This is a genomic window from Trinickia sp. (assembly GCF_035492435.1).
Taxonomy (GTDB): Bacteria; Pseudomonadota; Gammaproteobacteria; order Burkholderiales; family Burkholderiaceae; genus Trinickia.
Genome location: NZ_DATJJF010000027.1, coordinates 1 through 22,025 on the forward strand (window position 1 = coordinate 1; position 22,025 = coordinate 22,025).

The following is a 22,025-nucleotide window of genomic DNA, read 5'->3' on the forward strand; positions in this document are numbered from 1 at the left end:
GAGGGCTGGCAGAGCGGTTGAATGCACCGGTCTTGAAAACCGGCAAGGCTTTACGGCCTTCGTGGGTTCGAATCCCACGCCCTCCGCCAGAAAATCCCCGAACGCCTTATCTGGCGGGCCTCTCGCAAAATCCTCCCACAACTATTCTCACAAGTCGGCTTTGGCGTAGTCGGCCAATAGCCCGGCTAAGTGCCGACTGGGGGATTCCGTGGATACCGGCGCGAATACCTTCGCGGTCGCGCTCGGCGCCTTCTGCGCTTGAGGTTCCCTGTTGATGCTCGCCGCCCGTGAATGCCGCTTTCCGTGCGTACCGGCTTGCGTACCGCGCTCGATGCGCGCCGCCGCCATAGTTGCAGGTCGCACACCTTCTTTTTTTGTTCGCCAGCCTGCTGCCGAGGGTGCAACTTCCCGCCGCCGCCCTTGTACGGAGTCAAGAAACGTCCGGGCCCGTAATCGGATTACGCATCCGGCTACCCTCGTAAAGCCTCGCTTTCCACGCTTGCCAGCGGGATAACGAAACGTTACCGCGCGCGGAACGGTGTTCGCGGAGACAGATCGCTAGCCCGTTGCTTTGGCGTTGACTAAGGACGTGGTGAAACGCAACCCCTCGCGCGCGACGCGTGTAGATGAATACGCTGGAGCGTTAGCTGCAATCTGTATGCCCCATGCACCGGCCAAAATTGGACTCCGACAGCGGCGGGACGATCAGTTAAGCGGTTGGTTTCACTGCGAAGGTCGGTCGATAGGCATCCGTCCTAAGTGCTTGATTTTTCTCGCAATGCGTTACGATTCCGCGGAAGAACCTTAGCCCGAAGAAATGCCAATAAAGGTCTCTCTATGCACAAATGAATGCAGATGCCTAGGGCGACCGCCATTACGAAAAGCATCGTCATTCCGATTATTCGATGAGCTTGCAAATCAATTCCAAAGAAAAAGAATCCATCACGGGCGCACGTCATAATAGTGATGTGAAACAAGTACATTGAGTAACTAGCTTCTCCTAGTACGTGCGGGATCTTTTTCATTCGCTCTTCAAGATGTAAGGCTCCAATGATCAGCAGAAGGCTAGGAACTCCCCAATATAGAACCCGATTTGTGACGTCTTTATAATTGCATCCGATCGTTAGCGCGGCGCAAAAGATCAGCGTCAGCCCAAGTCCTTCATTGCGTTTCATGAAAGGCAGAAATCGCGCAACAAGTAGTCCTGCCACAAACTCCAGCATAACGACTTGAGTGAAGATAGAGTCGTTCGAAGGAATGCGGACCAACGAGAAAACTACGAGTCCGGCGACCACGGGCCAGAAGGCATCTTTTCTTAGAATTACGATTCCGAACACTCCATAGAAAAACATCTCATATGAAAGGGTCCAAGCCGGAAAGAGCAAAGGCCACCATCCGTGCTCGAACTTCGGAAATAGAAAGATGGAATGGATCAAATTTGAGGCCGTGACCTCTTTGTTTACCATGAAGTGCGGCAGCAAGAAAAACAGCGCCAAGGCTATCCAATAGAGCGGAACAATGCGAATAATTCGCTTCCAGTAAAACTGAGGCAAATTTGTTTCGCGCTGACTAGCAAGGCCAATCACGAAACCACTTATTATGAAGAATATATCAACACCAGAATCACCAAAGATTACTGATTTGGGCACTTCCAACACGTTCGCCGAGTGGCTTGCGATCACCATCGCTGCTGCGATAAATCGAAGAAACTGAATCGAAGAAAGCATACGCGTGGCGATGAGGAATAGAAATCAACGGAGCGGCGAATTTAACACAAAAATGTTCCAAGACCCCCAATCGCAACCATTCAACTCTGCTTCTTTATGCGCCCAAAGCCGCAAAGGTCGGCGGCCACAAAACTCCCCACTCGGTGAGGCGGCGTCGCACGTCGCGCTCGACGCCGCCCGCGGTCTGGTAGCGTCCAGCAGCTTCATGATGATGGCCGAAACCGGGTCACGCGACCGAACGTCAATCAGCCTCTACTAGGCGCACGTGTCGCACACACAAGTCGACATATCACTGAAAAGATCAGTCCAAAATTCGGATTACGCTATTTCAGCGTTCATCATCGAACGCTCTCTTACCGCCCCCGCTCACCCCGACACGCTCCATTATTGGCGTGAGGCAACTCAGAATCAGCTGGGCATATCGACCTTGATCATAATGATGATCCGTTGGATCATCATTTACGAAATCTGGATGAACCAACCCATCGGCACCCAGGCAATCACTATCGAGCATTATGTATTTAATGCCAACTTCGTTGCAAAATTCATTCATTTTTTCATTAAACATCACAGTCAGCTTGGTTCTATCCAGCTGACTTGCCTTAACTTCTTTTCGCGCATTCGCGACATCGCCCCAATCACTACCATCTTTTATAGTCGGCAAAGGCGTACTAATACAAATAATCGTCTTTTCCCTACCAATCAAATGAAGGAATTTCTGATATTTGCGCACTGCAGCATCACACATCACATCAACATGAGTGCTATATTTTTCCGCCTGGTACCAGATCACAAAGCCCGTATCCACTTCGCCAATCAGAACTATAACAATGCCAGCCCGCGAATCTGAAAGCGCGCCCATAAAAATCGGCATCGCCTGCGTCTTCGAGTTTGGGTTTTCTAATCCAGAAATGGTCGCCCCACCAACAGAAATCACCTTGAACGAATATTCCGGGAAAGCCGCAACGATAGACTCATGAGTAAAAACGCCCGCATGCGAATCACCCAGAACAAGAATCTCTATTTTCCGACTATCAACCATAAGCCTATCTTTTGTAATATTGAGATCACCTACCATGGCGTACGCGCTTGGAATGCTCCCTGTCACCAGCGTCTGTAGGCCCTCACACCTCATCCGTTTCAATAGTGCGGTATCGTCCGGCTAGATACGGGGAGCATACTACCTTGGCGCACACGCCCTCCGCCACCCCGCCTGACTTGCCTCGTCCAGAATCGACCCGATTCATCTCCCCCTGTTGCTCACGAATACGTGCCGCTTCTGGCTCACGCAGTTCGAGTCTTTTGTCTTTTTCCCCACGATGAGCTCCAGTTCGGCGCAGGCACACATTTCGCATCCCTGAGTGCAGGTTCGTAGCATACTCATTTGGGTGTGCCTCTCATGCCTAAAGGCGCCCCTTGCGTTTGCGTACGCCGATGCGCGTCCCTCAGGCATAGAGACCCTGCGGTGGGGCTAGTGGATCGACTTTATGAAAGGAGGCCAGAACATGCCACTCTCGCGCCGTCGCTTCATGATACTTGTCGCGACCGTCGCCTCGACAACGGTTGTTCCCGCCGAGTCGCGTGCGGACGCCCCAGTGCTTTCCGAGAGCGATCCGACCGCGCAGGCGCTGGGCTACAAAACAGACGTCTCGAAGGTGGACAAGGCCAAGTTCCCCCGGTACCAGGCCGGGCAAACCTGCGCCAATTGCCAGCTCTATCAGGGTAAGCCCGGCTCCGCCATGGGGCCATGCACGACCTACGGGGGCAAGCTGGTCTACGCAAAGGGGTGGTGTAACGCTTATGTAAAAAAGGCCTGAATAAACCATGATCTGTGAAGCACACCAACGGGAGGAAGACTAAGCCATCACGCGCGGTCACCTGAACTGACTCGCGTTGCACATCTCATTTGGGCGCGAAACCGGCTTTGCACTCAAATAACGTCACCAACGCGGCGACGTGCTTTTGCGCATGCAGCGCGGCCAGACTCCCGCATATAGCTGGCTTCCAGCACCGTATCGGCATTACCTGTCTCGAGCGCGGTCTACCTTACCGGGCTGCCGATTGCGCCTCCTTTCGGGCTGCCCTCAGATACCGAGCCCTGGCGGAACAGCGCATATGGCACCTGCTGCTCCGGATGCGCAGTGGTCTCATCGACGACGACCTCGACGTCCGGAACCTCGCGGAGCGCGGCCATGAACTGCGCCAACGGAAACCCCGATGCCACACAGCCCTGGACCAGCACCCAGCGCTGCCACACGGTCACCCACAACGTGCTTTGCCGCCACGCCGGCAAATTGGCCGACAACCATTGCAACCGGCGGCGTGTGCTGTCGGCAATCTCCTCGTCGTAGGCAAAGGAGTTCGGCAGGCGACAACGCCCTTCCAGCCAGCAGTGGTTGCCGTGCTCAATGCGGTGATGCGACTCGCGCTTCCACTCGGATTCATCCACGCGCGGGCCGGCGGGTTCGGGGCATTTTGGAATCGCCGAGGAGATCTGGAAGAAGGGATCATGACCGCGGTTCTGCAACTCGTCCTCGGCATTGGTGCCGGGCGCCAACAGCAGCAGCACACACAGCACCCAGCGGCGATCGACCGTCATCGATGTCCTCCTGAACCCGGCGCACCCCGTTGCACTCCGCCCGAAAAGATGTCACGAGCAACGGTGACAAACGTTAATCCCCAAACGCTTTGAGGGGTGATTCTGCAACGCAGACGCAGCGGGCGGTCCTTGGCGGCGTCATCGCTCCCGGCGCCAGCAGAATGAACATCCATCCCACGCGAGCGTGCCCGCGCGCTTCCAGCGAACGCCGCAAGGGCTGATAAGTGCGCGGTATCACATCCGGCATCCAGATTGGTAGCGGATTGGTAGCGGTTCGAGCGATCAAGTCGAGACGCTCCCCTGTCCTTTTCCGGGTATTAGCCAAAGGTGAACACAAACGCCTGCACGCCAGGATCGAGAAACACAATCTCGAATTGACGTTCAACAATGGGCTGCTTTTGCCGGATCAGCTGATACAGCCGCGGTTCGACCAAATTGCCTTTACCCTGCTCGTCCAGATCAGATCCGTGGGCAACGCCAGGCGGCTGCCCATCAATCAGCACGCTATATTTAACGGGCTTTCCTCTTTGTGCCGGTGCCATGACGAGATGAAGATCGCGGGCGTGAAAGCGGTACGCAATCCGGCCATTGGCCTCGTTCATTACGGCGGCGTGCTCGTTCAACGTCCAATCGCCCGAAAGGGCCCAATGATTGAGGCTCAAGCGTGTGGGGAAAGCGTAGTCGCGACGCTGATCCAGTACCCCTCCACCGGGAGACGAAAAATTCTCCGTCAAGTCATAGCCGAGATAGTTTTCCGGTGAATTCAAGCTCCCCCAATCGGCCGGGGCTTCCACACCACCCGCATTGACCGAAACCAAACCATCGCCGATGCCCTCGATTCCAGCCTCGACCAGCAGTTGTTGAATGACCCTTTCCGAATGTTCGTACTCTCCCTCACCGAAGTGATGATGTCGAATGCGCCCCTGCGCGTCGACGAAGTAGAGGGCCGGCCAATACTCGTTATGGAATGCCCGCCAGATCACATAGTTGCTGTCGACCGCAATCGGATAATCGACACTCATGCTCTTTAGTGCGCGGCGTACGTTGTCAATGTTCTTCTCGAAAACAAACTCGGGCGTATGCACGCCAATTACCACTAAGCCTCTATCCTTGTATTTTTCGGCCCATGCTCGGACATACGGAAGCGAGCGAAGCCAATTGATGCAGGTATAAGTGCAAAAATCGACAACGACGACTTTTTTGCGCAGGCCGGCTGCTGTCAACGGCGGCGAATTGAGCCATCCGATCGCACCGTCGAATGAAGGTAACTTGCCTTGAACCGGCAATTCGACCGCCGCTAGGTTCATTCGCCACACGCTGTTCGTCGACGGTTCTCCTGAACTCATCCTGCCAGACTGCGCTCTCGCGAAACCGGAGACGCCGAGCTGGGCCGCGGCGGCGATCATGCCCCCAGCGTTAATAAGGCGGCGGCGTTGATGGTTGATTCCGTCGGACATCTCACTTCCCTCCAATCGGGAAACCGCCATCAGCACGGGCGGTTGTCCGTGACACCTCCGGCTTGGAATATGCTCAGTACTGCCCCGCCTTGCGCCAAGCCGCCCTACCAGTGGTAAGTATGATTCACGATACTGACATGATCCAGGCCGTTAAAGGCGGCAGCGCTTTGTCAAAACCCGCATGATCGAAGGGCGCCCTAGTGCCGGCAATCAGCTGTTGATAAAAATCATCGCTTTCGCACCACTCCGGTCGGGCTTCTGCGATGCGGTTTGCCTCATACCCGCTGCAAACGCAACCAGCACGGCAATCCTTTCAATAAGCAGAAAGATAATCCATCCCTCCTGGCATATTTCCAGCCCTTATTGATCTGGCAAATTGCCACTTGAATTCCAAGAATGGGGTAGAAAACTCAATGTTGATTTTGGATGGATCCACAAACAATTGTATAGTAAAGAGCGACGCATCTTAATCACCCCGAGGATTCCACACCTACTTTCCAAGCAGACCATCGGATTATACAAATCAGCGATGCGCCGCTTAACTTAATCAAGTGCCATAGTCGAACGGAGGACTCATGAAAAAAATCGGAAATATGGCTTTCGTCGGATTGTTTGCACTTTTGCTTTCAGCCAACATAGTACACGCCCAAGGGATGGGTACGGGGCAAGGCGGTTATGCCCCAAATTGGCAAATGATGGAAAAACTCACACCCGACAAACGACAGCAGGCCATTGAGATCCAACAAAAAATGATGCAGATGCAGATGGACCGGGATGAAAAGATGATTCAAATGGAAATGAAGTACCGACACGACATGATGCAAATGCAATACCAATTACTTGACCTTTACAAAGGTGGATAACACGGACCAAGGCCTCAGCGTTCAATAGTGGTCGGCCGCGGGCCGTGCGGTTTGCAACGTCCCGGGTCGCCCCCAAAGAGCCGGGTATTGCCACGTTAAAGCGACCCGCTTGTCGGTTGACGCTCGGTTGGCTAATGGCCCCTATAAAGGTCTAACATTTGACTCTGCATTTGCATCATGTCGTGTTTGTATTTCATCTCCATTTTGGCCATATCGTCCTCGTGCTGCATCTGCATCTGCATCATTTTCTCTTGGATCGTGATGGCCTGCTGCCGTTGCTCCGGCGTAAGCTTTTCGAGCATTTCCCAATTCGGAGGCGCCACATACATACCGCCGGGCCTCGTTGTTTGCGCATGAGCCATACCGGCAACAAAACAAAGCGTGAGCGCGGCGCCCGAAGCCATAATTCGGATTTGCTTCATACATCCTCCATTGATGTGACCTCGTTTAATATGAATTAAAACGACCCCCAATAGCGGACGTAAAATCGCACGACACTTTGTCGCAGTCCCGCGCGCGTCTGGCCTTGCTGACTCCCAGCTCCTTTTTCGATATGACCGTTCCCGCTGCTAATTCCTCGAAGCAATCAAGGAAGGTTTCGCTGACCTTATAAGCTTTCAACGTCGAAACGCGAGAGGTGGCTCGACGAGGCAACAGCCGCCGGCAAAGTGCCGACCAAGACCCTGGCCGGCCGTCGTCCTGGAGCCTGATTGCGATCACGTTATTAATCGTGTCATCGTACAACTCGATCGATCACTACGAACAGACGATGCGTATGCCTATGCCAATACGGTCTATGTCGCGCGATAGGTCAACAACCGAATCGATCCGTCGATGCTTGACATGAGCAATTACCGGGCCGTGAAGCTGGGAACTTGCGGTGTTCGCGTAGGACACGCTCGCCCGTACCAAAGCGTCCTTTCGCAAGCGCACGACGCCGTCTCTGCACGTCACCCATATGCGCTCTGCTGCCCAGAGTTGACAGGATCGCTCACCAAACGACCAGGCGGCAGAGCGTCCTACTTAAGATCTCAAATGATCAAATCGAAGGCGGAAAGCCCGTCACGCCGAACGGATTTCCGTCGAAGCAATCGCGCTCGGTTCTTGAGGATCGAGCAATCCCCACGCCACCGCCATCATCACGGCTTGCCCCCGTTTATGAACCCCCATCTTGTTCCGGATGTTGCCGACGAAGTATTCGACGGTCGACTGAGAACAACTCAGAATTCTTGATATCTCCCAACTCGATTTGCCCTTCGCCATCCATTTGAGGCATTCAAGTTCGCGCGGGGTGAGCTTTGGAACGACCGCGTTCGTTTTCTGCTTGACGTGCTGCAAGCTCGTCTCATAGGCCATGTCCCGTATCAACCCAAGCTCGGGCAGACGACTTTCGACGTTGCGCCTTGCTTCATCGGATTTCACGCGGCTCGCGAAACACAGCATCCCCACCTCATGCTTCGGGCCATGGATCGGGCACGCTACGCCCCAACGCAGGCCATATCCGCTTGCCTGCTCATAAAGTGTGCGCTCCTCAGCGCCGACGAAGCTTTTCTCATCCCAGATCAGCAGGCTCAGCTGCGAACGGCAATATTGAAGGATGGGGTCGATCTGGGCATATCGCTTTTGCTCATAGATTTTCCTCCAGACCACCGAGAAATTACTCATATAGAAAGCATTGCTGATGGGAAGGCCATCCCTCGCCAACAATGTGAATATCGTGTAATCAAAATCATAGCGCCGCCCGATTTCCGCCAGCTCACCGAACCAGACTTCAGCATCCGCCGCCTCCCGCAGCGGAGATTCCATCGTCTTGCGCAACATGTCGCCCCCGAAATAGTTTTAAAGAATTTGACCAACAATTAAATAGCAAAGCCCCCTCTTTCTTCTATTCGGAAAAACGATAAAAAGATACTAGATCGACAGTGCGTTTTCAAACTTTTTTATCACACCGTAATCCCCGTATTTAGGAAAATGACATTGCAATATCAAACATTGCGGGAGAAGCCCGCCACTTTCCCAGCATTTGGGTTCTTCGTGGCACACGCCAGTGGAACAGTTCGCTGCCCGGGCGATCAGCCATCGCCCGGCCTGCACCCGGCGGATGCACGCATGGCCGCCTCTTTTCCAAAAAATTCTCATCCACCGTGTAGAAATGACATCAAAGCGCAATGTCCACATGGTAGCGAGCACGGAAAACAGACCGGTTCCCCCAGCATATTTGAGCGCGCACGTTCAGACGCGGCGGCAATAGGAAACCGTACCCATCAATCGGATTTTTTTCAAAATTGACAAACCAAAGCAATTAAATTTCTATTTTTTTATTTACTCAATACGCATCGCAAGAATATGCACGATAGGCAGAACACTTGCTCCATGCGGAGTCCACTAGCACCCCAGGAGAAATCAAATGCAAATTGGCAAATCACATTTGCTTGCGCCTATCACGGCGTTATTGCTTTCTCACTGTGCGCTCGCGCAGAGCGGACCGATCAACGTCGCTGCTGCGTCGTTCTCCGATGCCACAGCACCCACTTCGCGAACGCCGCAACGACAGGCCGCTGAGGCGGCATTGCGGCAGCTCCGGGACCGACTGCTAGCAGACGCAACCCAATCCGGCGCCAACCGCGTCATGGCCGGCACCGATTCGGATCTTCGTTCCGCGACGCTCGGCGACGGCTTTGAAGTCAATCTCGTCGACCCCGTTGCCTTGCTGACTGGCAAGCCGCTCGAAACATGTATTCGCCCTACCGGACAGTGGCGATTCATCGTGCTCGCATCGGGCAAACCAATAGGACTCCTTACGATTGCACGCATGGGTGGAAGCTGGAAGATGGTGGAAGCCGGCGCAAGCCAGCTTGCCCAAGAAATCGCAGCCGTCGAAGCTAGCTATAGCGCTCAATCGCCTCGCCCGAGTCTGCGTTTCGTGCGCAGCCTTCAAGCCGTGGCCGATTTTATGGAAGTCACGTTTGCGCCCATGTCCGGCGGAGACGTCCAAAGCAGCTACGTCCTGCTTTCAAGTGCGCGTGCAGCGCTGAACGTCGAGCAAGCGGACGCGCTGAATGCGGTGCCGGTGGAAACACTGTCCGCCTCGGAGCTCGAAGATCGACTGAAGGCTCGCGTGGCGCTCGGCCTGCAAGACGTCCGATTCAACCGTTGAGAGGGCAACCATGAAAACACTGACAGCGATTCGTGTCCTTATTGGTGCGTTCGTGTTTGCGTTGGCGTTGAGCTTGCCATTACGAACGAATGCGGCATCGTTCAAGCTCAATTTCCCTGTGGTGCAACAGGAGCATAGCAATTGGTGCTGGGATGCCGACGCGGTGGCCGTGTTGGCCTACCGCGGCGTATCCGCGCAGCAGTGCGCCGTCGCGAACTGGGTCGATTCGGTCAATTACGCTTGCGCAACCAATCCGTTCTATTGGAACGATTCGGTGAACTCAGGTAATTACCTGGCCGGCACGACAGGTATCGCGGGCATCGTCTGGTCTTGGGGCCGACGCAACTCCACCTATTACAGTCAACCCATTAGCTACAGCACTGCACGCTCGGCGATTCAGAGCGGTTACCCCGTTGTCATCCTTTGGACCTGGAGCAGCGGCGGTGGCCATTTTGTGGTGCTCGACGGCTATGACGATAACGGTTCGATGCTGTATTTCATGAACCCCTGGCCCGGAGAGGGGGCTGGGTATGGCGACTACGGCTGGATCCGAAATGGCACCGGCGACATGGGCACCCACTGGTGGGCGGAGTCCCTCATAACATATTGACGAAACCTAGCGTCTTCACAATAAAACGGCAACCGCCGCCTGTTTCGACACAGGCGGCGGTGTTGTGCGTTTTCCCACTGAACGGGGGCGAATCGGGATGCGCGAGAGCACTTTGTGGCCTACGCTTTTACCACTCGCACCCCCTCGACCATCTGAAAACCACGCCGCGCCATGACTTCCATCTGTCACCGCCTACCCGCCTTGCGTGCCGACGGGTTTTGGCGTTTTATCGCTGTCAGCACGCTGACGCTCTCGAGCGCATGCACGATTACGCCGCCGCAATACAGCTCCTCCGCTGTCAAGATGGCGCCCCCCGCGTCCGTCAGCAGCGTGACGCTCGACCAGTACCGTCACGCCGTCGCGCGCCGGATCGTCGAGCGCAATCCGTCCTACGTGCTCAACCGACCTCCGCAACCCATGTTGCGCTCGCTCGTCGTTGTGACGTTTACCGTCAATCGAAACGGAGAGTTGCTTTCGTCATCCGTCTATCGAACCAACGGTGACCCCGAGGCGGAAGCCACCGCGCTCGCCACGCTGCGCCGCGCCGCGCCGTTACCTCCTCCGCCGCCTACGCTGCTCAACGCGCAGGGCCGTATTGAAATGATGGAGGACTGGCTTTTCAACGACAACGGCAAGTTCCAGTTGCACACCATCGCAATGCCGCAAGCACAAGCATTCGACGAAGCACCGCGCAATACGCGCTGACCACGAGCCTTGAGCTTGTCGCCTACCCTCTGCAATTGAAGGCATCAACGCGCGGGCGCCTCGCGTCTTCGGACGCACCGCCCGCCGCCTGTGCATACGCCGCAGGTGTCCGGCGCCAATCGCTATAATTCACGCCAACCCGCGCTGGGACTGCAAGGTCGCGCTTGCGGCGCGTCGCTCGCTGGTCACGCGCCGTGCCGGCGAGTTCAGCCTCCGCCTGCAAACCCCGAGCTCCATCGATTCCGAGCTTCGCGTTCTGCGCCTGCCGCAGATCGGCATCGCGTGATGTGAAGCGTCGCAGGAGCTCGACTATCGAAAATCGGATGCGCGTCGAACCGATGTCACACGGGATGCGGCGTCGTGGTGCCCCGCGCGTCGCTCCATGCACAGGAGACAACACTATGTCGGCTTCGCCGTCTTCGCCCGCGGTGGCCCCACCATCGGACGCCGCCGCAAACGCACCTGGCCGCGCCCGCATCGTCTTTGCCAGCTTTATCGGCACGGCGATCGAGTTTTACGATTTCTACGTCTACGCAACAGCTGCGGCGCTCGTCATCGGCCCCGTATTTTTTCCGCACAGCTCAGCCACGGCCCAAGCGCTCTCGGCATTCGTCACGTTCGGGCTTGCGTTTATCGCGCGGCCGATTGGCTCGTTCCTGTTCGGCCATTTTGGTGACCGAATCGGCCGCAAATCGACGCTCGTCGCGTCGCTGCTGCTCATGGGGATTTCCACGACACTGATCGGCTTCGTACCCGGCTACGACACGATCGGTGGCCTCGCACCCGTGCTCCTTTGCATTTTGCGGCTAGGGCAAGGCATCGGGCTTGGCGGCGAATGGGGCGGCGCGGCGTTGCTCGCCACTGAGTACGCACCCGCTGGACGGCGCGGCTGGTTCGGCATGTTCCCTCAATTGGGCCCATCGATCGGATTCCTCGCGTCGAACGGCCTTTTCTTCGGATTGGCGCTCGCGCTTTCCGACGAACAATTTCGTAGCTGGGGTTGGCGCGTGCCGTTCATTTCTAGCGCCGTGCTTGTTGCGCTCGGTCTGTATGTCCGACTCAAGATCGCAGAAACGCCCGCCTTCAAGGCCACGCTCGAGCGGCACGAGCGCGTGCGAATGCCGATTATGTCGCTCATCGCCCATCACAGTGGACCTACCCTGCTCGGGGCGCTCGCCATGGTGGTCTGCTACACGCTCTTTTACATCTCTACCGTCTTTACGCTGTCGTATGGCGTGTCGACACTGCACTTCTCGCGGCAAGGATTCCTCGGAATGCTTTGCTTTGCAGTCCTCTTCATGGCGCTGGCAACGCCGCTTTCAGCTTGGGCGAGCGACCGCTTCGGCCGCCGACCGGTTCTCATCGTCGGCATCACCGCAGCAATGGCATCGGGCTTTACGATGGCCCCGCTTGTCGGCAGCGGCTCGGCGCCTCTGATCACGCTCTTCCTCGTCATCGAGCTGTTTCTCATGGGCGTAACCTTCGCCCCAATGGGTGCGCTATTGCCCGAACTCTTCCCCACACGCGTCCGATACACGGGCGCCGGTGTGGCATACAACCTTGGCGGCATTCTGGGCGCGTCAGTCGCGCCCTATATCGCGCAAATGCTCGCAGCGCGCGGCGGTCTCGCGTGGGTGGGCGCCTATGTGTCCGTCGCAGGTGCAGTGAGCTTCATTGCGGTGTTCCTCATGCGCGAGACGCGCGATGTCTCGTTATCCTAACGATCGGGTTTATGGTGCGCGCTTGCAGGCGCGCGCACCAAGGACGACGATCGAATCGCAACGGGTTGCGTGCGAGCCACCTCTAGCCGGCTCGCCATCGATGCGAGCACAAGCATGGCAGCGATCGCCGAAACGTCACCGAAGAGCCGGATCGGCCAGTCAGTCAGTAGCTCCGTCGTTCGCACATGGGCAAGATGCAACGCCGTCTCTTCGCTCATCGACACGAGCGTGCCGCCAACAAAGCAAACGAGCCCTTGCCTGCCGGCCATCACGACAGCCGGAAGGCGAGTGGCAAGCGAGCGCAGCCACCCGCGGTGCGCGGCTTGCGCACATAGCCAGGCAATCGACAAGAAGCTGATGACCCGCACGCTCGCGAGGTTTTGCTTCAAATAGCCCGGCGACGGGTGAACGTCAACGCAAAGCTTGACGAAAGCGAAGGTCAGCACAACGAGGAATGCGGCGCGCGTGAGGCCGCGCACCATGTTCGCACTCAGCACGTCGGCGGACAACGGATAAAGCCGCGACAGCATGCCAAACACAAACATCAACTGCCATGCAAATGGGTTGAATGGCCAACCTGCACCCGTAGCATCGGGCAATCGATGGCCAAGCCATGGCGCAACCAGCCATACGGCAAAGCTCAGCGCAAGAAGCGACATCGGCGCACGTCGCGCGAGCGGCACGGCAAGCGGCACACACAGCGCGAACAGTACGTACATCGGCAGCACCGCCGATAAAAACGGCTGCTCGCGAAACAACGCGATATCGGCGAGCGTATGCAGCGGCGCGTGGGCAAACAGCTGCCAGCCCCTATCGGCGGCAAGAGGCGGCTGTGACGGCAGCCACGTGAGCACAGCACCGCACGCAAGCATTAAGCCGGCTGTCAAAACGTAAGCACGGTAAAGTTCCCACGCGCGCTTTAGGAAGCGCCGCCTGGCAGCACCCTCTCCGCTACGAGCCGCCATGCCGGCATAAGCTGACGTTGACGCATAGCCGCCAAGAAAAACGAATACTTCCGCGGCGTCGCAATACGCATAGCTGTGCAGTGTGGCGTACTGGATAACGCCGTACGAAACATGATCGAGGGCGATGACGATCAGTACCACACCCCGCAAAAAATCGACTTCAATTGATCGCATCGCTGACGAACTCATTGCTCACCTTCAGAATCGGGCGGCAATTGCGATTGCGCAAGAGTGCCGCTCAGGCATTTCAACTGTCAGCCCGTTGGTCGAATGAGCGCTCAAAAAATTCCCACGGCGCTCCAACACGGCAGCATATTTTCGCGGCGCACGGCACCTGCCTTGCATCTCACGCGAATAATTGCTCACAAACTTTACGGCCATGCAATGAGGCCTGCCTTCGGACAGGTATGTGTCGCGCGCGGTATTCGATCCAAAGGATGGAGCGGGCCCCGCCGGTATAATCAGTGCTTTCTGATCTCGTCGATCATGCCCCGCATAACCCTCACCCGCCCCTCCGGCGCGTTACGGCACGCGCGACAACTGTGGCGCCGCTATGGCATCTTCTGGCTCGGTGCAATCGCCGTGGGCCTGATCGCAGTCACTTACGCGCGTCTCATCGATTGGGGTTATGACGCGTTTCTCACCATGCAGCACCGCCATGCGTGGTTGCCATTCATCGTCACGCCCGTTGTCGGAGCGGCTTCGGTCTGGCTGACGCGCCGCTTTTTCGCTGGCGCTGAAGGCAGTGGTATTCCGCAAGTCATCGCCACACTGCACGAAGGGACGACGAAGCTCGGGCCGCGGCTGCTCGCGCCGCGGCTGCTCGCGGGCAAGATTGCGGTGTCGTTGCTCGGTATCGTCGGTGGCTTCACGATCGGACGCGAGGGGCCGACTGTGCAAGTCGGCGCTGCGCTGATGTTCAACCTGCGACGTCTCTACCCGCGCTCGACGGCGCTGATCGAGCGGCAACTGGTGCTTGCAGGCGCCGCGGCCGGTCTGTCCGCCGCATTCAACACCCCGCTTGCCGGAATCGTGTTCGCCATCGAGGAGCTGACGCGCAGCTTCGAATCGCGCACGAGCGGCGTACTGATCACCGCGATCATTATCGCGGGCGTGATTGCGCTCGGCATCGACGGCAACTACACCTATTTCGGTACTATCCAGGCCAACTCGCAATTTCCCGGCATGCTTGCCATGGCCGTCGCTGTCACGGCGCTGGTGACCGGGCTCGCCGGCGGCCTGTTCGCTTGGCTGCTGGTGAATCATTCGCGATGGGTACCCTCCGCGCTTACGCGCCTGCGTCAAGAGCGGCCCGCCGCATTTGGTGCCGTGTGCGGCCTCATTATCGCAATCGTCGGTGCCGTGAGTGGGGGGCACACATTCGGCAGCGGCTACGCGGAAGCGCGCGGGCTGCTCGAAGGACATGAGCACCTCTCGTTGCTCTATCCGTTCCTTAAAATGATTTCGACGGTCGCTTCGTATCTGCCCGGAATTCCGGGTGGCATTTTCGCGCCGTCATTATCGATTGGTGCCGGCTTCGGCAATCTGCTTCACATGCTGTTCGACCACTTGCAGTTGCCCATGCTGATCGCGTTGGCCATGGTCGGCTACTTGGCGGCTGCAACGCAAGCTCCGATCACCTCGTTCGTGATCGTGATGGAAATGATCAACGGTCACGCGCTTGTGATTTCGCTGATGGCCACCGCGCTCATCGCAAGCCGGGTATCGCGCCTCATAGCACCACCGCTCTACGAAGCGCTCTCGCACCGTTATCTGACGCCGCAGACACAACCGGCTGCGGTAACGGCCTCGCCGATGCCCGAGCCACGCTGCGAAGACGAAGCCGAAAGCACTGCGCGGCAGGACGGGGCGGCGGGCCGATAAAGAGATCACGGCCGGCGCCCCACGTCATGGACGGCGGCTCGGACGCGCACGCACTCGGTCAATAAATGACGACGGCTGCCGGATGATAGTGAACCGGGTGCGCCGGTACGACAACGCACCCCGCAAGGAGAACCGCCACAACGGCGATCGCGAAAAGCGATTTCTTCATGAACGCCACCTCGCGCGGATCAGGACCAATGCCCCGGGATCCAGACCCAGCGTGAATCGCGGGGAGCCCAATGTCCCGGCGACCAGTGGTGGCCAAGACGCATCACTTCCCAATGGCCGCGCACCCAGACGTAACGTCCGTGTTCCCAACGCCAGTGACCGTGATCCCATACATAACCGGCGCGCGGCGCAGGGACCGCTTCATCTTGCACGGGGGGCGGTGCACTCGGCGCGATCAGCACCTCTTGTGCCGATACCGAAGCCACAATTGTCATGCTCGCCGCAGTTGCCAGCGCAATGCGGATCATAAGTGACGGCGCAGATACTTTCATGATGAGCCTCTTCTTGATGTGATCGCTTCTCAGGCGACGACATCCCTATAATGCGCGAGACCTCGGCTGCGTCGACAACCTCAGTGTTACGCGGGGCCCCAAAGTGCAACCGTTTTTTGCACGTCGAGTGAGCAGCATGCGGCTCGGCCCGCGAAATGCGCTGACAAGGGAAAGCGGAAGAGGCAGAAGGCGATGCGGGCTTGGAGCAGCCCGCCATCGGTCTACAGCTGAGGGATTTCGATCTTGACTTCCAAGACCTCGAGATTGTCCTGACGCTCGAGGCTGACGCGGATGTCGTCGTTGGAGATCTGGACGTACTTCGAAATGACAGCAACCAGTTCGCGCTGCAAGGCTGGAAGGTAATCGGCCGGCGGACGCCCACCCACACGCTCATGGGCGATGATGAGTTGCAGGCGTTCTTTCGCGACGACCGCGGACTTCTTCTTCTCGCCGAGCAAAAAGGAAAGAATCGACATGTCGTGCCTCCGCCTTACTTGTTGCCGAAGAGGCGCTGCAAGAAACCGGGCTTCTGATAATCAGTGAAGCGCAGCGCCTTTTCCTCACCCAGAAACCGCGCGACGACGTCCTTGTAGGCTTCGGCGACGTCCGTGCCGTCCATGTGTACGGCCGGCAGACCTTGGTTCGACGCGTGCAGAACCGCTTCGGACTCGGGCACGACGCCGATCAATTCAATGCGCAGAATTTCTTGAATGTCGGAGAGCGACAGCATCTCGCCTTCGCTGACGCGCTTCGGGCTGTAGCGCGTGATGAGCAGATGCTCCTTGATCGGCTCCTTGCCATCGATTGCGCGTTTCGTCTTCGACGACAGAATGCCGAGGATCCGGTCGGAATCGCGCACCGACGATACTTCGGGATTCGTCACGACCAGGGCCTCGTCGGCGAAATGCATCGCATAGAGTGCACCGGTCTCGATGCCGGCGGGCGAGTCACAGACGATGTAATCGAAACCCATCTCGATGAGATCGTTGATGACCTTCTCGACGCCTTCGAGCGTCAACGCATCCTTGTCTCGCGTTTGTGAAGCGGGCAGCACGAAAAGGTTTTCGCACTTTTTGTCCTTGATGAGCGCCTGATTGAGATTGGCCTCGCCTTGGATGACATTGATGAAGTCATAAACGACTCGCCGCTCACAGCCCATGATGAGGTCGAGATTGCGCAGGCCGACGTCGAAATCGATGACGGCCGTTTTATGGCCTCTTAAGGCGAGTGCCGATGCAAAGCTCGCGCTCGTCGTGGTTTTGCCCACGCCGCCCTTGCCCGAAGTCACCACAACGATTTTTGCCATTTTCCCCTTACCCTGTATTCGTCCAATGAGGTTCAAGCAGACTCGCACGCCGCAGCGCCGTGGAAGCGCGCGTTATGTAAGCCGCAACGGTTCGATAATCAGCTTCTCGTCAGCAAGCCTCACTTGCACGGACTTGCTCAGCACATCGGCCGGCAGTGGATTCTCGGTTGTCCGATAGATGCCGGCAATCGAGATCAGTTCCGGTTCGAGGCATGTACAGAAAATGCGCGCTTCGTGATTGCCGTGCACGCCTGCGAGCGCCCGCCCGCGCAACGGCGCATAGACATAAATATTGCCTTCCGCGATGATTTCCGCGCCATTGCTCACGAGCGCGAGCACAACCAGGTCGCCCTTCGCGTACACCTGCTGACCGGAACGCAGCGGCTTGTCGACAATGAGCGTCTGTCCTGAGCCCGTTGCCGGCACGGCCCGCATCGGTGCTACGGTTTGCGCCTCCTCAAGCCGAACGGCCTCACGCGGCTCTTCTGCTTGCGGCGGCTTGCCGGCGCTCCCGCGCCGGTCACCCGCTTCAAGGAGTGGCAATCCGGCATCGACGGCCCAGCCCGTTTGATGAGGCGCGGCAACGACACCGAGTGTGCGCATGCGCACACTTTCCAGCAAACGGACGATCTCAGCGAGCGGGACACGTTCATCGTCGCCGAGACGGCGCAGATCGATAGCGACGACGTCGCCCGAAAAAAAGTCGGGGGTGGCTTCAAAGCGCCGCGTGAGCTCGCTCTTTAACTCGTCGAGATCGGTCGATTTGACGACGAACAGGAGCGAGTCGACGGAGCCGCTGCGTAACTCGAAGGATGGCGATTTGTTCAGCGACATGGCGTCGAAGCGAAAAATTTCGGCTATTTTACAGACGTCCGCGCGAGCGGCCAGAATTTTTAAGCGAATTACGGGCAGGCGCAACGCCGGCCGGAAAGTGGGCACAAGATAAGTCCGCATGCGGCTCGCGGCCGCGCGGCGGTAGGGCTAACGCTGTGCGGGCCGCTCGAGCAGGCTTTCCCATTCGAGAGAGGCGCGGGCTACGGGCGCGCGGTCTCCTGTGGCGCCGAATCCCAGATGTTCGTAAAAGCGCATAGCGGTGACGTTCGCGTCCGTCACCCACGCGTGCACTTTGGTTGCGCCGCGAGCGGCCAGCCAGTCGTCGGCGGTATTGACGAGCAGCTCGCCACCGCGCAGATGGCGCACGGCGGGTGCGACCCAGAGCCCTCGAACAAACGCTTTGCACGATTCATCGAAGTACGCGCTGACGAGGCCCGCCGGATGCCCCTCGGTATAGAGGACGAACGATGTGGACACATCCGAGACAGCATGGCGCGCGGCAACGGCATCGAACGTTTCGATGCGCTCGTCCAGCGCTTCTTCCAGCGTCTCCTCGAATGCGTAGGGTGCTTCGCGCAACGCGGCCGCGCGTAACTCGCGAAGCGTGGCGCCCTGATCGGCGGCGATACGGCGTACAGTCAGGGATGGACTCATGAGGCTCCGGTTCGGGGCAAGAAATGCAGAGGCGTAGCTTCGTCCTAACGAACCAGCTAGTCAAATCCCGCTCCACCAAGCCGAGCAAAAATGCCGCCGGTAGCGACGAGCGTGAAGCAGACACGCCTCACACTCCGAAATATTTTTGAAAGAAAGCTCGCGTGTTTCGCAGGACGATTTCCCGCATCATAGACCGAGACAGGCCATTTCCGCGAGGCAGACGGGACGTCACCGCATTTGAGAGTCGCGCGATCGGGGCGCGCTGCCAACGAAACCTCTTGCCGCTATCGCGTGGCGCCGGCCTGCCGCAGCGCATCCGCGCTTTGTGCGCTGCCCTGCGAAAGGGCCAGTTGCAGCAACGACTGACCACGCCCATCGACGTGATTCGGATTGGCGCCGTGCTTTACGAGCACCGGTATGAGGTCAACACGGCCGAACAGCGCGGCAAAATCGAGCGCCGTTTCACCGGCATTGTTGGTCTGATCGATTGGGCATGCCGTGTTGACGAGACGTCGGGCGATCGCGGAGTCGCCTTTGAAAAGCGCCCCCATCAGCGCGGTATTGCCATGGACATCACCCGTGCAAGCGTTGGCACCGGCAGAAAGCAGAAAATCGAGTGCGGCCGGCTGGCTATCGTAAGCGGCAAGGATCACGGCCGTATAGCCGTGACTATCGGCGGCATTGATCGGGTAACCAGCGTCAAGTAGCCCGCGCAAGATGTCGATGCGTCCGACGCGCGCCGCGTCGAACCAGTCGCCGTCATAGCGACGCAATGCTTTGGGATCGGCTTTTGTATACGCCGGCTTATCGGGCAAATGGACACACCCTGCGATGGCGGCTAGTGACATCGCTGCCGCTACGCGGCGCATAGTGCGCGTCAGGAGGCTGGATCGCATGATGAATTCCGTTGCGGTTGCCCGCGTGATACGAGAGTTGCGGGTGACGTGCACAACCCCGAGAAATGTATATCGTTTTGATGTCGACCAAGGTAAGCGCTGAAGCGCTTACCTTGGTCACAAGCAAGCAGAGCAATCGACCGGAATTAGCGTTTCCGCGCTGACTCCGGTCCCATGCGATGCTTAGTTGTCGCTCAGCTTCGCAGCCATCGACTGCACTTGCTCCACGTTAGCGTGAACAGCGTGAGCGAGGCGCGTGCCGTAATCGGCATCCGCCTTGTAGAAGTACGACAGCATCGTGTACTGGTTGTGCTCGTTCGTCACGTGGCTAAGGTCAGCCGAAAGCGCCGTGATGAGGTCAGCCTTATCTTGTGCCGACAAGCTGCGATAGTACTCACCAGCCTGGGCAAACAGCATCTTCTTGTGGACGGCTTCCTGCTGCGTCGTTCCGCTGAGCGCCATCTGCGAGTACTTGTACTGCGGATCCTGCGCCAACTCGCCCAGCGTCGAAGGCTCGTAATTCACTTCGCCCTTGCGATCGCCGATGTTCATCGCGCCGTCTTGATTGTTGTTCGTGACGGACACGAGCGGACGGTTGATCGGCAGGTCCATGTAGTTGGCACCCAGACGATACATCTGCGTGTCCGCATACGAGAACAGACGACCCTGCAACATGCGGTCTTCCGACGGCTCGATACCCGGCACGAGGCGCGACGGCGCAAACGCCGATTCCTCGGTCGACTGGAAGTAATTGTCAGGCACGCGGTTCAGCGTCATCGTGCCGACCTTACGCTCGGGCACACCGTCCCAAACCTTCGTATCGTCCAGAGCGTCGTAGTCGAACTTGTTCAGGTCCTCCGGCGTGAGCACCTGGATGTACAGATCCCACTTCGGATCGTCGCCAGCATTCAACGCTTTATAGAGGTCATCCGTCATCAGGTTCCAGTCGCGGCCGATCGATGTCGGGATATCCTGCGGACGAATGCCGTGGACGCCCTGCTCGCTCTTCCAGTGGAACTTCACGTAGTGCACTTCGCCTTTCGCATTAACGAACTTGAAGGCGTGCACGCCAAAGCCGTCCATATGGCGATACGAATCCGGCATGCCCGCATCCGTGTAGAGATGCGTAAGCATGTTCGTCGCTTCGGGCGAATTCGCAAAGAAGTCGAACGCCAGATTGGGATCGCCCACACCCGTCACTGCGCTCGGCTTGTTTGCATGAACGAAGTCAGGGAACTTGATCGCATCGCGAATGAAGAAGATCGGCCAGTTGATGCCGACGATATCCCAGTTGCCTTGCTGAGTGTAGAACTTCACTGCGAAGCCGCGCGGGTCACGTGCCTGCTCGGGGGAGCCACGATAGCCCATCACCGTCGAGAAGCGCACGAACACCGGGGTCTTGGTGCCGGGCGTGAAAACTTCCGCCTTCGTCAAATCAGAGATGTCGGCCGTCGGAACGAATTCACCGAAAGCGCCCGTACCGCGCGCGTGCACCACACGCTCAGGAATACGCTCGCGGTCGAAGCGCTGCAGCTTCTCGATGAGCGCGGAGTCCTGCAAAAGCACCGGACCTGCGGGGCCTGCCGTCTGCGAATTCTGGTTGTCGCCGATGGGCGCACCCGTATCGCGCGTCAACGTTGCTGCGAATACCGGCGAAGCAATAGCAAACGAAACAGCCAGAGAAACCGCTGTCTTTGCGATTTTGTTGTATTTGCTTTTTGCCTTTAATGCGCTTTTTCTTTCAATTTTCAAATTCATTCTTACACCCTCTCTTGGCACTGAAAGCAGCCGCCACAAGGCGACCAACGGCGCCTATTCAATTGCATCGCGCGAAATTTATCCAATGGAAATTCGATATCAGCCCGATAGGCCTGCACCGTGCACGTTGCTGGGTTCGTCGCACTTGCATCTTGCTGCGTTGCACTATTACCTAGCGACCTGCCGCTGGCCGCACAACGTCTGCCGTTAGCGCGGTAGTCGCGCGTTTCGCTCGTCGTCAGCCGGCCCCTCCCCCGACGTAACACAACGCCGATCCCCTATCATGTGTTCTCGGCGGGCTGGGTCAATGCGCTGCTCATTCTTTTGGCATAATTCCCGGTCTTGTCGACTTTCTTGTATACAAGCCGTAGAGCGAAGGAACCCTCCCG

Annotated in this window: 21 protein-coding genes and 1 pseudogene; 8 read left to right on the top strand and 14 right to left on the bottom strand. The window is 57.7% G+C overall.

What is annotated here, in order from left to right:
- Positions 1-755 precede the first annotated feature (755 nt).
- Positions 756-1,727, bottom strand: a complete 972-nt coding sequence (locus VL598_RS02375) for an acyltransferase (RefSeq protein ID WP_325325100.1) — start codon at positions 1,725-1,727, stop codon at positions 756-758.
- Positions 1,728-2,055: 328 nt separating this feature from the next.
- Positions 2,056-2,805, bottom strand: coding sequence for a hypothetical protein (locus VL598_RS02380; RefSeq protein ID WP_325325101.1), 750 nt, complete (start codon positions 2,803-2,805; stop codon positions 2,056-2,058).
- Positions 2,806-3,232: 427 nt separating this feature from the next.
- Between VL598_RS02380 and VL598_RS02385 the strand changes: the two genes are divergently transcribed.
- Entirely contained in the window at positions 3,233-3,544 is a 312-nt protein-coding gene (locus tag VL598_RS02385; RefSeq protein WP_325325102.1) for a high-potential iron-sulfur protein, read from the top strand.
- Between the two features lie 224 nt (positions 3,545-3,768).
- Here VL598_RS02385 and VL598_RS02390 read toward each other — a convergent pair whose 3' ends face one another.
- Together VL598_RS02390 and VL598_RS02395 are read right to left on the bottom strand one after the other, a co-directional pair.
- Positions 3,769-4,326 (bottom strand): BON domain-containing protein, encoded by a 558-nt coding sequence (locus tag VL598_RS02390; RefSeq protein WP_325325103.1) that lies wholly within the window; start codon positions 4,324-4,326, stop codon positions 3,769-3,771.
- Positions 4,327-4,643: 317 nt separating this feature from the next.
- Positions 4,644-5,621: pseudogene (locus VL598_RS02395) on the bottom strand (redoxin domain-containing protein); the annotation flags it as partial.
- Positions 5,622-6,358: 737 nt separating this feature from the next.
- On the opposite strand from VL598_RS02395, the gene VL598_RS02400 reads away from it, so the two are divergent.
- Complete coding sequence (locus VL598_RS02400) at positions 6,359-6,646, top strand: hypothetical protein (RefSeq protein WP_325325105.1); 288 nt, start codon at positions 6,359-6,361, stop codon at positions 6,644-6,646.
- A gap of 131 nt (positions 6,647-6,777) precedes the next feature.
- Here VL598_RS02400 and VL598_RS02405 read toward each other — a convergent pair whose 3' ends face one another.
- Complete coding sequence (locus VL598_RS02405; protein WP_325325106.1) at positions 6,778-7,068, bottom strand: hypothetical protein; 291 nt, start codon at positions 7,066-7,068, stop codon at positions 6,778-6,780.
- A gap of 640 nt (positions 7,069-7,708) precedes the next feature.
- Complete coding sequence (locus tag VL598_RS02410) at positions 7,709-8,467, bottom strand: LuxR family transcriptional regulator (protein ID WP_325325107.1); 759 nt, start codon at positions 8,465-8,467, stop codon at positions 7,709-7,711.
- A gap of 586 nt (positions 8,468-9,053) precedes the next feature.
- Between VL598_RS02410 and VL598_RS02415 the strand changes: the two genes are divergently transcribed.
- The 4 genes from VL598_RS02415 (at position 9,054) to VL598_RS02430 (ending at position 12,839) form a co-directional block, all read left to right on the top strand.
- Positions 9,054-9,803, top strand: coding sequence for a hypothetical protein (locus tag VL598_RS02415; RefSeq protein ID WP_325325108.1), 750 nt, complete (start codon positions 9,054-9,056; stop codon positions 9,801-9,803).
- Between the two features lie 10 nt (positions 9,804-9,813).
- On the top strand, positions 9,814-10,413 hold the full coding sequence (locus tag VL598_RS02420; RefSeq protein ID WP_325325109.1) for a C39 family peptidase: 600 nt from the start codon (positions 9,814-9,816) through the stop codon (positions 10,411-10,413).
- A 171-nt stretch (positions 10,414-10,584) separates the two neighbouring features.
- The gene (locus VL598_RS02425; RefSeq protein ID WP_325325110.1) at positions 10,585-11,118 is read left to right on the top strand and encodes a TonB family protein; all 534 of its coding nucleotides are present in this window, start codon (positions 10,585-10,587) and stop codon (positions 11,116-11,118) included.
- Positions 11,119-11,519: 401 nt separating this feature from the next.
- Positions 11,520-12,839 (top strand): MFS transporter, encoded by a 1,320-nt coding sequence (locus VL598_RS02430; RefSeq protein WP_325325111.1) that lies wholly within the window; start codon positions 11,520-11,522, stop codon positions 12,837-12,839.
- Here the strand turns inward: VL598_RS02430 and VL598_RS02435 are convergent.
- The gene (locus VL598_RS02435) at positions 12,836-13,978 is read right to left on the bottom strand and encodes an OpgC domain-containing protein (RefSeq protein WP_325325112.1); all 1,143 of its coding nucleotides are present in this window, start codon (positions 13,976-13,978) and stop codon (positions 12,836-12,838) included. The two genes, VL598_RS02430 and VL598_RS02435, sit on opposite strands and share 4 nt — an antisense overlap.
- Positions 13,979-14,290: 312 nt before the next feature.
- Between VL598_RS02435 and VL598_RS02440 the strand changes: the two genes are divergently transcribed.
- Entirely contained in the window at positions 14,291-15,688 is a 1,398-nt protein-coding gene (locus VL598_RS02440; RefSeq protein WP_325325113.1) for a chloride channel protein, read from the top strand.
- Between the two features lie 188 nt (positions 15,689-15,876).
- On the opposite strand, the gene VL598_RS02445 is transcribed toward VL598_RS02440, so the two are convergent.
- The 7 genes from VL598_RS02445 to VL598_RS02475 all read right to left on the bottom strand — a co-directional run bounded on the left by VL598_RS02445 (position 15,877) and on the right by VL598_RS02475 (position 21,513).
- On the bottom strand, positions 15,877-16,188 hold the full coding sequence (locus tag VL598_RS02445) for a YXWGXW repeat-containing protein (protein WP_325325114.1): 312 nt from the start codon (positions 16,186-16,188) through the stop codon (positions 15,877-15,879).
- A gap of 221 nt (positions 16,189-16,409) precedes the next feature.
- Entirely contained in the window at positions 16,410-16,664 is a 255-nt protein-coding gene (gene minE / locus VL598_RS02450; protein ID WP_325325115.1) for a cell division topological specificity factor MinE, read from the bottom strand.
- 14 nt (positions 16,665-16,678) lie between these two features.
- Positions 16,679-17,494 (bottom strand): septum site-determining protein MinD, encoded by an 816-nt coding sequence (gene minD, locus VL598_RS02455; protein ID WP_325325116.1) that lies wholly within the window; start codon positions 17,492-17,494, stop codon positions 16,679-16,681.
- Between the two features lie 72 nt (positions 17,495-17,566).
- Positions 17,567-18,328, bottom strand: a complete 762-nt coding sequence (gene minC, locus VL598_RS02460; protein WP_325325117.1) for a septum site-determining protein MinC — start codon at positions 18,326-18,328, stop codon at positions 17,567-17,569.
- Positions 18,329-18,475: 147 nt separating this feature from the next.
- Complete coding sequence (locus tag VL598_RS02465) at positions 18,476-18,982, bottom strand: GNAT family N-acetyltransferase (RefSeq protein ID WP_325325118.1); 507 nt, start codon at positions 18,980-18,982, stop codon at positions 18,476-18,478.
- A gap of 284 nt (positions 18,983-19,266) precedes the next feature.
- On the bottom strand, positions 19,267-19,878 hold the full coding sequence (locus VL598_RS02470; protein WP_325325119.1) for an ankyrin repeat domain-containing protein: 612 nt from the start codon (positions 19,876-19,878) through the stop codon (positions 19,267-19,269).
- A gap of 183 nt (positions 19,879-20,061) precedes the next feature.
- Positions 20,062-21,513 carry a catalase gene (locus VL598_RS02475; RefSeq protein WP_325325120.1) on the bottom strand — a complete coding sequence of 484 codons (1,452 nt, stop codon included), beginning with the start codon at positions 21,511-21,513 and terminating at the stop codon, positions 20,062-20,064.
- Here VL598_RS02475 and VL598_RS02480 point away from each other — a divergent pair.
- Positions 21,488-21,847, top strand: a complete 360-nt coding sequence (locus tag VL598_RS02480; RefSeq protein WP_325325121.1) for a hypothetical protein — start codon at positions 21,488-21,490, stop codon at positions 21,845-21,847. The genes VL598_RS02475 and VL598_RS02480 overlap by 26 nt on opposite strands.
- The last annotated feature ends 178 nt before the right edge of the window (positions 21,848-22,025 follow it).

Excerpts from the sequence above, each read along its gene's own strand:
- VL598_RS02435 (WP_325325112.1), bottom strand. The coding sequence starts at position 13,978 with ATGCGATCAATTGAAGTCGATTTTTTGCGGGGTGTGGTACTGATCGTC.
- VL598_RS02410 (WP_325325107.1), bottom strand. The coding sequence starts at position 8,467 with ATGTTGCGCAAGACGATGGAATCTCCGCTGCGGGAGGCGGCGGATGCT.
- VL598_RS02425 (WP_325325110.1), top strand. The coding sequence starts at position 10,585 with ATGACTTCCATCTGTCACCGCCTACCCGCCTTGCGTGCCGACGGGTTT.
- VL598_RS02375 (WP_325325100.1), bottom strand. The coding sequence starts at position 1,727 with ATGCTTTCTTCGATTCAGTTTCTTCGATTTATCGCAGCAGCGATGGTG.
- VL598_RS02440 (WP_325325113.1), top strand. The coding sequence starts at position 14,291 with ATGCCCCGCATAACCCTCACCCGCCCCTCCGGCGCGTTACGGCACGCG.
- VL598_RS02470 (WP_325325119.1), bottom strand. The coding sequence starts at position 19,878 with ATGCGATCCAGCCTCCTGACGCGCACTATGCGCCGCGTAGCGGCAGCG.
- minD (WP_325325116.1), bottom strand. The coding sequence starts at position 17,494 with ATGGCAAAAATCGTTGTGGTGACTTCGGGCAAGGGCGGCGTGGGCAAA.
- VL598_RS02430 (WP_325325111.1), top strand. The coding sequence starts at position 11,520 with ATGTCGGCTTCGCCGTCTTCGCCCGCGGTGGCCCCACCATCGGACGCC.
- VL598_RS02465 (WP_325325118.1), bottom strand. The coding sequence starts at position 18,982 with ATGAGTCCATCCCTGACTGTACGCCGTATCGCCGCCGATCAGGGCGCC.
- VL598_RS02385 (WP_325325102.1), top strand. The coding sequence starts at position 3,233 with ATGCCACTCTCGCGCCGTCGCTTCATGATACTTGTCGCGACCGTCGCC.
- VL598_RS02380 (WP_325325101.1), bottom strand. The coding sequence starts at position 2,805 with ATGGTAGGTGATCTCAATATTACAAAAGATAGGCTTATGGTTGATAGT.
- minC (WP_325325117.1), bottom strand. The coding sequence starts at position 18,328 with ATGTCGCTGAACAAATCGCCATCCTTCGAGTTACGCAGCGGCTCCGTC.
- minE (WP_325325115.1), bottom strand. The coding sequence starts at position 16,664 with ATGTCGATTCTTTCCTTTTTGCTCGGCGAGAAGAAGAAGTCCGCGGTC.
- VL598_RS02415 (WP_325325108.1), top strand. The coding sequence starts at position 9,054 with ATGCAAATTGGCAAATCACATTTGCTTGCGCCTATCACGGCGTTATTG.
- VL598_RS02405 (WP_325325106.1), bottom strand. The coding sequence starts at position 7,068 with ATGAAGCAAATCCGAATTATGGCTTCGGGCGCCGCGCTCACGCTTTGT.
- VL598_RS02445 (WP_325325114.1), bottom strand. The coding sequence starts at position 16,188 with ATGAAAGTATCTGCGCCGTCACTTATGATCCGCATTGCGCTGGCAACT.
- VL598_RS02400 (WP_325325105.1), top strand. The coding sequence starts at position 6,359 with ATGAAAAAAATCGGAAATATGGCTTTCGTCGGATTGTTTGCACTTTTG.
- VL598_RS02480 (WP_325325121.1), top strand. The coding sequence starts at position 21,488 with ATGGGCGCACCCGTATCGCGCGTCAACGTTGCTGCGAATACCGGCGAA.
- VL598_RS02390 (WP_325325103.1), bottom strand. The coding sequence starts at position 4,326 with ATGACGGTCGATCGCCGCTGGGTGCTGTGTGTGCTGCTGCTGTTGGCG.
- VL598_RS02420 (WP_325325109.1), top strand. The coding sequence starts at position 9,814 with ATGAAAACACTGACAGCGATTCGTGTCCTTATTGGTGCGTTCGTGTTT.